8 protein-coding genes and 1 tRNA gene are annotated in these 12,146 nt (G+C 74.0%); 7 read left to right on the forward strand and 2 right to left on the reverse strand.

Annotated features, from left to right (window positions below):
* The first annotated feature begins 202 nt into the window (after positions 1–202).
* The 6 genes from DWV08_RS10840 (at position 203) to DWV08_RS10865 (ending at position 7,824) form a co-directional block, all read left to right on the forward strand.
* Positions 203–2,602, forward strand: coding sequence for a penicillin-binding protein (locus tag DWV08_RS10840; protein WP_162801549.1), 2,400 nt, complete (start codon positions 203–205; stop codon positions 2,600–2,602).
* 1 nt (position 2,603) lies between these two features.
* Entirely contained in the window at positions 2,604–3,536 is a 933-nt protein-coding gene (locus DWV08_RS10845) for a metallophosphoesterase (RefSeq protein ID WP_115413800.1), read from the forward strand.
* Positions 3,537–3,592: 56 nt separating this feature from the next.
* Positions 3,593–3,666: transfer RNA gene (locus tag DWV08_RS10850), tRNA-Pro, on the forward strand.
* A gap of 544 nt (positions 3,667–4,210) precedes the next feature.
* Complete coding sequence (locus tag DWV08_RS10855; RefSeq protein WP_115413802.1) at positions 4,211–5,566, forward strand: C40 family peptidase; 1,356 nt, start codon at positions 4,211–4,213, stop codon at positions 5,564–5,566.
* 241 nt (positions 5,567–5,807) lie between these two features.
* The gene (locus DWV08_RS10860) at positions 5,808–7,217 is read left to right on the forward strand and encodes a beta-N-acetylhexosaminidase (RefSeq protein ID WP_115413804.1); all 1,410 of its coding nucleotides are present in this window, start codon (positions 5,808–5,810) and stop codon (positions 7,215–7,217) included.
* Between the two features lies 1 nt (position 7,218).
* A complete protein-coding gene (locus DWV08_RS10865; protein ID WP_115413805.1) occupies positions 7,219–7,824 on the forward strand; it encodes a LytR C-terminal domain-containing protein in 606 nt (201 codons plus the stop codon).
* 88 nt (positions 7,825–7,912) lie between these two features.
* On the opposite strand, the gene DWV08_RS10870 is transcribed toward DWV08_RS10865, so the two are convergent.
* Positions 7,913–9,874 (reverse strand): Ig-like domain-containing protein, encoded by a 1,962-nt coding sequence (locus DWV08_RS10870; protein WP_115413807.1) that lies wholly within the window; start codon positions 9,872–9,874, stop codon positions 7,913–7,915.
* 78 nt (positions 9,875–9,952) lie between these two features.
* Here DWV08_RS10870 and DWV08_RS10875 point away from each other — a divergent pair, with 78 nt between their 5' ends.
* Positions 9,953–11,488, forward strand: coding sequence for a maltokinase N-terminal cap-like domain-containing protein (locus DWV08_RS10875; protein ID WP_162801550.1), 1,536 nt, complete (start codon positions 9,953–9,955; stop codon positions 11,486–11,488).
* Here DWV08_RS10875 and DWV08_RS10880 read toward each other — a convergent pair.
* On the reverse strand, positions 11,451–11,963 hold the full coding sequence (locus DWV08_RS10880; protein ID WP_115413808.1) for a hypothetical protein: 513 nt from the start codon (positions 11,961–11,963) through the stop codon (positions 11,451–11,453). The two genes, DWV08_RS10875 and DWV08_RS10880, sit on opposite strands and share 38 nt — an antisense overlap.
* Positions 11,964–12,146 lie beyond the last annotated feature (183 nt).

The following is a 12,146-nucleotide window of genomic DNA, read 5'->3' on the forward strand; positions in this document are numbered from 1 at the left end:
GCCTGCGCTCCCTGCCCCACGCGGTCACTGCGGCGCGCCCGGCGCTGCTCCGCGTCGGGGTGGACACGCCGTCGTTCCGAGGACTCGGCCGACGCCGCGTCCGCTCCCGACGGGTCACGGAGCGATCGCGAACCGGTGAAGATTCCGCGCCCTCGGCGATCCTGTGATGGTCCGTGATCGGGACTGGACGTACTGTGGGAGCATGGCCCGCACCACGTCCGCGCCCAGTTCCGGTCGCTCCCTGCCCGTCGCCCTGCTGCAGACCGTCTACCTGCTGCTGGGGATGCTCGCCGTCTCCGCGCTCGCCGGCGTGCTGCTGGCCGCGTTCTTCCTGCCGGTGGTCTCGGCGGGCTCCGCCGTGGCCGAGGACGGCGTGGAGCTGTTCGACTCCTACCCCAGCGAGCTGGAGGTGGAGCCGCTGAACGAGGCGAGCCGCATCGAGGCCGCGGACGGCTCCCTGCTGGCCACCTTCTACACCGAGAACCGCATCATGGTGCCGCTGGAGGAGATCTCCCCGCACATGCAGAATGCGGTGATCGCGGTCGAGGACCGCCGCTTCTACGAGCACGGCGGCGTGGATCCCAAGGGCATGCTGCGCGCCTTCGCCTCCAACGCCGCGGGGGGAGCCACCCAGGGCGGCTCCACCCTCACCCAGCAGTACGTGAAGAACGCCCTGCTGATGGACGCGGTGCAGCGCGGCGACCAGGAGGCCCAGGCCGAGGCGACGGAGCAGACCTACGGCCGCAAGCTCCGCGAGGCGAAGCTCGCCCTCTCGCTGGAGAAGCGGTGGAGCAAGGACGAGATCCTCAACGCCTACCTCAACGTGGCGCAGTTCGGCCCCTCGCAGTACGGGGTCGAGACCGGTGCCCGGCACTACTTCTCCAAGAGCGCGGTGGATCTCAATCCCGGCGAGGCCGCGCTGCTGGCCGGCATCACCAACGGCCCGAACCAGTACGACCCGGTGGCGCACCCCGAGGCGGGCCAGAAGCGGCGCAACGAGGTGCTCGCGGACATGCGCGGCCAGGGCTTCATCTCCGATGAGGAGTACCAGGAGTACACCGAGCAGCCGGTCGAGGACATGCTGACGATCCAGAACGTGCGGGCCGGCTGCGCCGACGCCGGCGCCAGCGGGTTCTTCTGCGACTACGTGACCCGCACGCTGCTGAACGACCCGGCCTTCGCCCCCACCTATGAGGAGCGGCGCAAGCTGCTCTACGGCGGCGGGCTCACGATCCGCACCACCCTCGACCCGGAGACCCAGGCCGCGGCCGTGGACATCCTGCAGCGGAAGGTCCCCGGGGACTCGCAGAGCGGGTTCGGGCACTCGATCGTCACCGTCGAGCCCGGCACCGGCAAGATCGTCACGATGGCGGAGAACCGTTCGTTCAACCCCCACGCCGAGGTGAGCCCCGGCGAGACCGCGATCAACTACAACGTGTCGCAGGCGCTCGGCGGCAGCTCCGGCTTCCCCGTGGGCTCCACGTTCAAGGTGTTCGTGCTGCAGGAGTGGCTGGAGAGCGGGAAGTCGATCTACGACAGGGTGAGCACGGAGCGCACCCCGATCTCCCAGGCCCCGGCCTCGTGCCTGTCCCGCGGCAGCTGGCGCTCCGCGGAGGCGTGGAACCCGGACAACGCGGTCTCGGTGCGGATCGCGCCGATGGAGACGGTGCTGAACTCCACCAAGTTCTCGATCAACACCAGCTACACGGACATGGCGCGCCAGCTCGACCTGTGCGACATCGCCTCCACGGCCCGCAACATCGGCGTGGTGCCGGCGACCTACAACCCGTACGACTCCTCCACCTGGGACATGCCGATCGAGGACATGTACGGCACGGAGCTGGCGCCGGCCGTGCTGGTGCTCGGCGAGCTGCGGATCTCGGCGCTGGACATGGCCGCCGCGTACGCCACCTACGCCGCGGGCGGCACCTACTGCTCGCCCCAGGCGATCACCGAGGTGGTGGACCGGAACGGGGACCCGATGGAGATCTCCGGGGCGGACTGCCACCAGGCGGTCGAGAAGGAGGTCGCCGACGACATCGCCTGGACGCTCCAGCAGGACCTCGAGGACCCGAGGGCGACCGGCAAGGGGCGGATCATCGAGGGCCACCCCGCCGGCGGCAAGACCGGCACCTCGGGCTCCCAGTTCCACACCTGGTACGTCGGGTTCACCCGCCAGATGTCCACGGCGGTGTGGTTCGGGCATCCGCAGGCCAACGTCCGCCCCGGCGGCTTCTCGGTGGACGGCCAGATGCTCCGCCGCGGCAGCGTGTGGGGCAACACCGTCTCGCTGCCCACCTGGCAGGAGTACATGAACCGCGTCCACCAGGGCCTGCCCAGCGAGGCGTTCCCCGCCGCCCCCGAGGTGCCGGCCTCCGTCTCCTCCGAGGTGGTGCAGCCCGGCGTGGTGCCGGACGTCTCGGGCATGGTGCTCAGTCAGGCGCAGGACGCGGTGAGCTCCGCCGGCTACCAGGTGGAGGTGCGCCGGGAGACCAGCACCGACGTGGGCCAGTGGTACGTGATCGGCACCGACCCGGCGCCCGGCACGCGCCTGCCCGAGGGCGAGACCGTGGTCATCCGCCAGTCCACCGGGGGCAGCTGAGGTGCGGCCCGCCCTCGCCGCCGCCGGCACCCTGGGCGCCCTGGGGCTGGGCGCCGCCGCGGCCGCCCACGTCTGGTCGCGTCACGTGGAGATCCACCGCTACACGCTGCGGGAGGTGGAGCTGAGGATCCTGCCGCCGGGATCGCGCGCGATCCGGGTGCTGCACCTCAGCGACGTCCACCTCCTGCCGGACCAGTCCCGCAAGCTCGCCTTCCTCGAGCACCTCACCCATCTGCGCCCGCACCTCGTGATCGACACCGGCGACAACATCGCCTCCGCCGCCGCGGTCCCCGTGCTCGCCGAGGCGATCGAGCCGCTGCTGCGGCGCCCGGGGGCGTTCGTGATGGGCTCGAACGACATGTTCGCGCCGATGCCGAAGAACCCCGCACGCTATCTGCTGCCCGATCCGCGGCCGGAGGGCATGACCGAGCCGAAGGAGCCCACGCTCCCCGTGCACGAGCTCGCCCGGCGCCTCTCCGCGCACGGCTGGAAGGACCTCACCAACGCCCGGGCGCGCATCGACCTGGGCGGCCTCGAGGTGCAGCTGGTGGGGGTGGACGATCCGCACCTGGAGCTCGACGAGATGCCGCCGCCGCAGGCCGCCCCGGCCCCGGCGCACGGCGCCGTGCTGCGCCTGGGCGTGGCGCACGCGCCGTACCGCCGGGTGCTGGACTCGTTCGTGGCCGATGGTGCCGATCTGCTCCTCGCCGGGCACACCCACGGCGGCCAGCTGCGCCTGCCGGGCGTGGGCGCCCTCGTGACCAACTGCGACCTCCCCCGCTCGCAGGCCCGAGGCCTGTCCACCTGGCAGGGCGTGCCCCTGCACGTGAGCGCCGGGATGGGGGCGAGCCCGTACTCGAACTACCGCCTGTTCACCCCTCCGGAGGCGACCTTGCTCACGTTGCGGGCTCCGAGGCCTCCCCGAGGGGAGTGAGCCGCCGCGGGCCTGCTAGAGTTTCTGCTCGGTGACCCGCTCCGGCGAGGCATCACCGGGGTGTGGCGCAGCTTGGTAGCGCGTGCCGTTCGGGACGGCAAGGTCGCAGGTTCAAATCCTGTCACCCCGACTCTCGAGAAGGGCCGTGGATCGCGAGGCGATCCGCGGCCCTTCCGCCATGCACGGCCCTGCGGCCCCGGCCCCCTCTCCCTGCCCCCGACGCCGCCCCCGGGGCCCGACACCTCCGCGCGGCCCGCGGCGCGTCCGGTCGACCGCCGGCCCGCGGCACGTCGGACCGACCGCCGGGGCACGGCCCGCAGCATGCCGGATCGACCGCCGGAGCGCGGCCCGCACCGCCCTGAATGACACCGGAGTAATTATCACAGCGGAATTCGAATGCCGCGGAGAACGCGGCCGGAAAACGCGAAAAAGCGCAAAATCTTGGCAAAGACGTCGGTGAGCGCGGGCAAACTCCCCTGTGGGCCCCACCCGCGGTGCACATACAGTGGCGGGCGGTGCTGCCCCAGCTCAGGCCGCACTCACCGGGCTGCCGCCTCCCCGTCACCGGCCCGGTCGCTTCCTCCGCTTCCCTGGGTGACGGGCGCAGGTCCCGCGCGCGCGACATCCGTGCCGTCCCGGGCCCGGCGAGGCGACGGAGAAAGTGAACGCCACCGATGTTCCGCACCGCTCCACGAGGCACGCACCGGGCACCCGGCCGTGCCGTCATCGACTACCGGGGGCTCACCGCCCCGGTGGGCCGGGGGGTGGGGGGCGCCGCCGTCATCGGCGCCGTCTCCGCCACCGCCGCGCTCACCGGCGCCGCCTCCGCGACCGCCCAGGCGCCCGCCGCCTCGGCGTTCGGGACCGTGCACGGGGCCGCCCCGAGCGCGGCCCCGGCGACCCAGGCCCAGTACACCGCGACCAAGCTCCGCCTCGGCGCACGCGGCGCCGCGGTCACGCACCTCCAGCAGCGCCTGAACGCCCACGGCGCCTCGCTGGCGGTCGACGGGGTCTTCGGCTCCTCCACCCTGCGGGCCGTGCGCGCGCAGCAGTCCGCCGCCGGCATCGGCGTGGACGGCGTGGTGGGTCCGCGCACCTGGAGCGCGCTCACGGGAGCGGCCTCCGCCCCCGCGGCTCCCTCCACGTCCACGAATCCCAAGCTCCGGCGCGGTGATCGCGGTGCGGCCGTGACCACCCTGCAGAAGCAGCTCAACGACTCCGGCGCCTCGATCGCCGTCGACGGCGTGTTCGGCTCCGGCACTGCCGGCGCGGTCCGCGCCCTGCAGTCCGCCGCCGGGATCGGCGTGGACGGCGTGGTCGGCCCCAAGACGTGGAGGGCCCTCGCCGGGGACGCCCGCATCGGCGGGAGCTCCGGTTCGTCGGCCCCGTCGACCTCGGGCCCCTCCACCACCGCGCTCCTGCGGCAGGGGGATCGCGGCAGCGCCGTGAGGTCCTTGCAGTCCGCGCTCAACGACTCCGGCGCCTCGATCGCCGTCGACGGCGTGTTCGGCCGCGGCACCGCCAGCGCGGTCCGCGCCCTGCAGTCCGCCGCCGGGATCGGCGTGGACGGCGTGGTGGGCTCCCGCACCTGGAACGCGCTGAACAGCGACGTGCGCATCGGCGACACCGGCGGCTCCCGCGGGAGCACCGGGGGCTCCACCAGCAGCGGCACCTCCGTGGACGGGAACGCGATCATCGCCGCGGCCCGCACGCAGATCGGTGCGCGCTACTCGTGGGGCGGGGAGTCCCCCTCCACCGGGTACGACTGCTCCGGCCTGGTGCACTACGCGTACAACCAGTCCGGCCACTCCCTCCCGCGCAAGACGGCCAAGGGCTACGTCTTCGGCGGGCGGATCATCTCCCAGTCCGAGGCGAAGCCCGGCGATCTCGTGGCCTTCACCGGCAACGACTACGGCCACATGGGCATCTACATCGGCAACGGGAAGATCATCGACGCCTCCGGCTCGCGCCAGCAGGTCGTCGAGCGCTCCATCTGGAACGCACCGCACGTGTTCGTCACCTACCGCTGACCCGTCACCGGGTCCGGCACCGACGGACGTCAGACCACGGCGGCCTGCTCGACGCGACAGCGTCACCGGGAAGGAGCAGGGCGACGTGAGGGAGCCCGGTCGGCCTCGCCGACCGGGCTCCCGTGCGTCCGCGGGGCGCTCCGGTGCCCCCGCGGGGTGCTTCCGCGCCTGCGCACGGCGGCGGGGCCCGTCGTGGCAGACTGGACGGGCACCGGTCGACGTCGTCCCTCCAGGAGAAGCAATGTCCGATCCTCTCGCCCTCGTCCCGCTGCCCCGCTCCGTCGTGTGGTCGGAGGGCGCCTGGGAGACGAGCGACCCCTGGGACGGTCTCTCCGTGGGCCTCAACGAGGATCTGCCCCCCACCGAGTACGCCCTGTCGATCTCCCCCACCGGCGCCGCGCTCACGGCCGGCAGCGAGGCCGCCCTGGCGGACGGCCGCAACACCTTCGCCCAGATCGTCACCGGGACCGACGGGTCGATCCCGTGCGTGACCATCTCCGACAGCCCCCGCTACGCGTGGCGCGGCATGCACGTGGACGTGGCGCGTCACTTCGTGCCCCTCGACCAGCTCGAGCTGCTGGTGGACGCGATGGCCCTGCACCGGCTGAACGTCCTGCACCTGCACCTCACCGACGACCAGGGCTGGCGCCTGGAGATCAAGGGCTACCCGCGGCTCACCGAGGTGGGCGCCTGGCGGGAGCAGACCCTCGTGGGCCACATGAGCGAGGACGAGCAGTCCTGGACCTTCGACGGCACCCCCCACGGCGGCTCCTACACCCAGGAGGAGATGGCCGGTCTCGTGGAGTACGCCCGCCGTCGCGGCGTGATGATCGTGCCGGAGATCGACCTGCCCGGCCACATGCAGGCAGCGATCGCCGCCTACCCCTCGCTGGGCAACTTCCCCGAGCAGCAGCTGGGCGTGCGCGAGGTGTGGGGCATCTCCGACCACGTCCTCGGCGTGACAGACGAGGTCTTCGACTTCCTGCGGGACGTGCTCACGCAGGTGGCGGATCTCTTCCCCGCCCCCTACGTGCACATCGGCGGGGACGAGTGCCCGCGCGCGGAGTGGGAGCGCTCCTCGGTGGCGCGCGCCCGCATGAACGAGTGGGGCCTCACCCGGGTCTCCGAGATCCAGGGACGGTTCACGCAGTTCGCCGCCGACGTCCTGGCGGAGAAGGGCAAGCAGGTGATCGCCTGGGACGAGGTCCTCGAGAGCCACGTGCCCGACGACATCGTGGTGATGAACTGGCGCCACGGCAACGGGCTGAAGGAGTCCGCCTCCCGCGGCTTCCGCACCGTCATCGCCAACAACGAGCACACCTACTTCGACCACTACCAGGCCGATCCCTCCCAGGAGCCGCTCGCGATCGGCGGGCACACCACCGTCGAGGACGTGTACACCGCCACGTTCTCCCCGAAGAAGCTCGGCACGGACGAGGAGCGGCTGCTGATCGGCCTCCAGGGGCAGCTCTGGACCGAGTACATGCCCACCCCCGAGCATCTGCAGTACATGGCCTTCCCGCGCATGTGCGCGCTGGCCGAGCGCGCCTGGGGATCCCCCGCGCAGAGCTGGGAGGAGTTCGAGGAGCGTCTGCGCGCGCACCTGCCGCGCCTGGACGCCTTCGGCATCCGCTACCGACCGCTGGACTGAGATGCCCACCTCCCACCACGACGCGCACCCGTACGGACGCTCGGCGGACGACGTCCGTCGCCGCGACCGTCGGCTGCGGCGCACGCGTCGACTCCGCGCCACGCAGCTGGCGATCTTCTCGCTGCTCGCGGTGGCGCTGATCGCCGTGGGCGTGTATGCCGTGGGAGAGCTGCGCCAGCCCGCGGCCGATCCCGGGCAGATCGCGCCCAAGACCTTCGGCGCCGCCCCGGTGGAGATGACCTGCCCCGCGCCGGACTCCCTCCCCCTCCCCCCGGAGGAGGTCACCGTGACGGTGCTCAACGGCACCACCCGCAGCGGCCTGGCCGGCCAGGTCACCGAGCAGCTCGCCGAGCGCGGGTACGGGACGGGCGATCCCGGCAACACCCGCCGGGACTCCGGTGCGGTGACGATCGTGCACGGGCCCGACGGCTACCTGGCCGCCCGGTCCCTGGCCGCCCAGTTCGAGGACCCGCAGCTGCGGTTCGAGGAGGACGTCGAGGGCAGCGCGGTGCAGCTGCTGCTCGGCGAGGGCTTCACCGGCCCGCGGGACGCCGAGGCCGCCGCCGAGACCCTGGAGGAGCCGGTCGCGCTGCCCGAGGGCTGCTGACCGCGGGGCCCGGGGCTATCCCGCCCGCGCCCGGCCGCCGCACGCCGCCGCCGCGCCACCACGACCCCGCCGCCGGGGCACCTGCCGGTCAGTCCTCCCAGGTGCGCCGATCGGTCTCCATCCGCAGCCCGATCCACAGCGAGATGCTGCCGCCGAACAGGAGCAGCAGCACCACGGTCGCGAACAGAACGGAGGTGCCCGGCGCCGAGGGCATCAGGCCCACCAGCAGGCTGTTGATGCCGCTCACCTCGGGGCCGGCCCCCTCGGCGGCGGTGACGTCCGGGTCCACATCGATCGTCAGGGAGGCGTGCACGGGCACGCCCTCGCTGTCGCTCACCTCGTAGGTGATCGAGGTGGTGCGGCCGGTGAAGCCCTCCTCCGGCTGGAACGTCACCGCCCCGTTCTCGCCCACGGTGTACTCGCCCTCGCCGGGGATCAGCAGGCGGGTGCCGCGGCCGTCCTCGAGCTCGGAGAGGTTCGTCGCCGAGAGCGAGCCGATCCTCACGCTCTCGGGCACCAGGGGCTGTGCGCCGCTGCCGGCGGTGTCGTTGCTCAGCGGATCCACGGTCACCGGCCGGCCCGGGGCGGTGCGGCCCTCGTCGTCGCGGGGGGTGGCGATGACGGAGGAGACGATCACCTGCAGGGTCGAGTCGACGGGGTTGTCGGCGTAGATGCCGCGTGCGGTCACCCCCACGGGGGTCGCGGCGCCGCGGAGGTCGTCCTCGGGTGTCATCACCACGGTGCTGGTGGCGAGGTCGATCCGCCAGGTGCCCTCGCCGGGCACCTCCAGGACGGTGCCGTCCTCGGAGAGGTCCGCGCCGTCGGGGGCGGCCTCGGGGTCGAAGCGCAGCGAGTCGGTGCTGACGTCGCGGATCCCCGCGCTCATGTCGATGCTGATCTCGCCGCCCGGCGCTCCGGCCTGCACCCGCGAGTGCAGCACCGGATAGGCGGTGCTGAGCAGAGCGGTCGCCGCGGTCCCGCCCTCGCCGTCGCCGCCGGTGATGCCCATCGGCGCGGTCTCGCGCACCTGGTCGTCCTCCGGGGTGAAGCGCACCGTGGCGGCCGAGCGGTCCAGCACCCAGGTGCCCTGCCCGTGGACCACCACCCGGGTGCCGTCGGTGGAGGCGTCGTAGGAGCTCGCGTCCCCCTGCGGCTGCAGGCGCAGGGTGGTGGGGTCCACGTACTGCTGGCCCTCCCCCACCACGAACAGGATGTCCTCGCCGTAGGGGGCGGACCAGTCGAGGTCCGAGATGATGGGGACGGTGAGCGTGACCCTGCCGGCGCTGATCACCGCCTCCTCCCCGTCCTCGACGACGTAGCGGACGGAGTCGAGCTGGCGGCCCAGCCCGGGGCCGGAGGGGCTGTGGGTGAGCGTGCCGCCGCCCTCGAGCTGCCACACGCCCTGGTCCGGGACCACGGCGCGGGTCCCGGCGGCATCGATCGTGGAGCCCGGGGGCAGGCCCGCGAGCTGCAGGCGCAAGGAACCGCCCTCCGGCACCACCGCGTCGAGGTCGAGGGTGGTGGGCTCCCCGGCGGAGCCGTGCGCGGTCGTCTCGTCCAGCGTGAGCATCCGGGGGGTGAGCACCACCGGCAGCGAGCGGCTGTCGTGGAACCCGCCCACGCTCAGCGCGATCGGCGTGACCGTCTCCTGGGCGCCGTACTCGGGGGTGAACACCAGATCCTCGCCCAGCAGGGACCAGGTGCCCTCCCCCGAGACGGCGAGGCTGCGGGAGTCCTCGCCCGGCTGCATCCGGGAGGCCACGGCGTCCTCGAGATCCTGCGGGACGGCGAGCCGGGCGGAGGCGAGGTCCACCTCGCCCTCGAGGTCGTCCTCGATCAGCGCGCGCAGCGGGATCCGGGTGACCGCCCCGGGCACCATCTCCAGGGTCTCGGTCTGGGACGGGAAGGCGAAGGGGCCGTCCTCCCCGAGCGCCGCCGCCGGCAGCGCCGTGGACAGGGCGAGCAGCGCCGCCGCGCACAGCGCCGCGACGCGCGCGATCGGCGTCCCGGCGCGCGCGCGAGGGAGGCGACGCGGCGACGGCTCGAGCACGCGGCCAGGGTAGCAATCCCCCCGGCGAGTTCCCGGCGAGCGCCTGTGCGGGAGGCGGCGCGACCGTACTCTGAGCAGATGGACGCCACCTCGGGGCCCGGGCCCCGCCCCCGCGACGACGCCCCGGCCGACGACGGCCGCGCCCGGCACGTCTCCGCCCCGCACGCGGACGCCCTCGACCTCTCGCTGCTGCCGGGGCCGGGCGAGGTGCTGGACGCGCTCACGGGCGCCCTCGCCCTCTGGCTGCCCGCGCAGCGCTGGTACGCGCACAAGGGTGCCGGGACGCCGCAGGTGGCGATCGCCGGCTGGGCGCCGCTGCGCCTGGCCGCCGCGCAGCTCACGCTCGAGGTGGTGCTCGCCGTGCGTCTCCCGGACGGCACCGAGACGCTCTACCAGGTGCCGCTCGCGCTGCGCCGCGCGGAGGCGGAGCGGAGCGCGGCCGAAATCGCCGACGAGGCCGAGCCGATCGGCGTGGTGGATGCACCGGGCGGGCCGCTGTGCGCCGTGGACGCGCTGCGCACGACGGAGGGCCGTGCGGCGCTGCTGGCCCCGCTGCTCGCCGGGGAGGGCGCGGCCGGCCCCGGCCTGGGACTGTCCTCGTACCTCCTGGCCGCCGCTCCCCCGTCGGCGCCCGCTCCCCCGTCGGCACCCGCGGGGATCCCGCGCACCCGCCTGCTGGACGGCGAGCAGTCCAACACCTCGATGATCCTCGAGGTCGAGGGCGGTGCCCCGCTGATCGTGAAGCTGTTCCGGGTGCTCCAGGACGGGGAGAACCCGGACGTCGTGCTGCAGGGCGCCCTCACCGCGGCCGGCAGCACGCGCGTGCCCGCGATGGTGGGCGCCGCTCGGCTGGCGGTGGCGGGGATCCGCACCCACGCGCTGTGCGCCCAGGAGTTCCTGCCGGGCGTCGAGGACGCCTGGCGGGTCTCGCTGCGGGAGGCCACGGCGGGCGAGGATCCCGCCGCGGCGATGGAGGCGCTGGGGGCGACGGTGGCCGAGGTGCACCGCGACCTCGCCGCCGCGCTCGGCACCGTCGCCGCCGGCTCGGAGGAGGTGGCCCACCGGGTGGCGGCGATGCGCACGCGCCTGGCGGAGACGGCCGCCCTGGTCCCGCAGGTCGCGGCGCAGCGCGACGCGCTCGAGGACCTGCTGGCGGCGGCGGGCGACGTGCCGTGGCCGGCGCTGCAGCGCATGCACGGCGACCTCCATCTCGGGCAGGTGCTGGCCTCGCCGCAACGGGGCTGGGTGCTGCTGGACTTCGAGGGGGAGCCGCTGCGCCCGCTGGCCGAGCGCTCCCTGCCCGACTGCCCGCTGCGGGACCTGGCCGGTCTGCTGCGCAGCCTCGACTACGTCGCGGGCGCGGTGCGCCTGCAGCACGGCGCCGACGCCGAGGCCTGGGCGGCCCGGGCCCGGGCCGCGCTGCACGCCGGGTACACCGCGGCGGCCGGCGGGGGCGGGAGGGAGCAGGAGGTGCTGCTCGCGGCCTTCGAGGCCGACAAGGCCGTCTACGAGGCGCTGTACGAGGCGCGGAACCGCCCGGACTGGCTGCCGATCCCGCTGGCCGCGCTCGCGAGGATCACCGCACCAGGCGCGGCGGCGGGGTCCGGGGGCTGAGCACCGCTGCGGGGCTGGTGCTCGGCACCGGGGCGAGGGAGCCGGGCAGGAACGGTGCGCTCACCATGCGCACGGCGACGCGCACCCCGAGGACCAGCTCCAGCAGGTCACCCTCCTCGCCGGCCCAGCTCACCACGGTCATCCCCCGCCCGGCGTTCTCCGCGCGGGGGTGCAGCCCGTGGGCGCTCGCGGCACGGTGCACGGCATCGATCACGCCCGCGGCCTCGGCGGGATCCGGGAGGCCGCGGCCCACCAGGAGCGCGCTGACGTGGCAGAGGGTCTGCAGGCCCTGCCAGGAATCGCCCGAGGAGCGGTCCCGTGCGGGCCGGTGGTCCTGGAACTCGCCCAGGCCGGGGTGCCGGGCGCGCAGCTCCTCGAGCACCGCGGTGAGCACCTGCCGCACGCGGTGATGGGTCTCGTCCTGCCCCGGCACGGAGTCGGCGGCGGAGGAGGGGTCGGACGGGAGAGCTGACATCGCTGTTCACCTTCCACCGTCGTGCCGCCCGGAGGGCCGTCCCGCATTCCACCGCCCGGCCAGAACGGTCGGTGCCCAGCGTATCGACCGCCGGGGGCGCGGCCGATGGGGAGAACTCCCCATGGGCCCGGGGAAGAGTACACGCGGCCCGGTCCCGGCGGCACGTCGGGGAGAACGGGACCA

Origin of the sequence: Brachybacterium saurashtrense (assembly GCF_003355475.1) — a bacterium.
Taxonomy (GTDB): Bacteria; Actinomycetota; Actinomycetes; order Actinomycetales; family Dermabacteraceae; genus Brachybacterium; species Brachybacterium saurashtrense.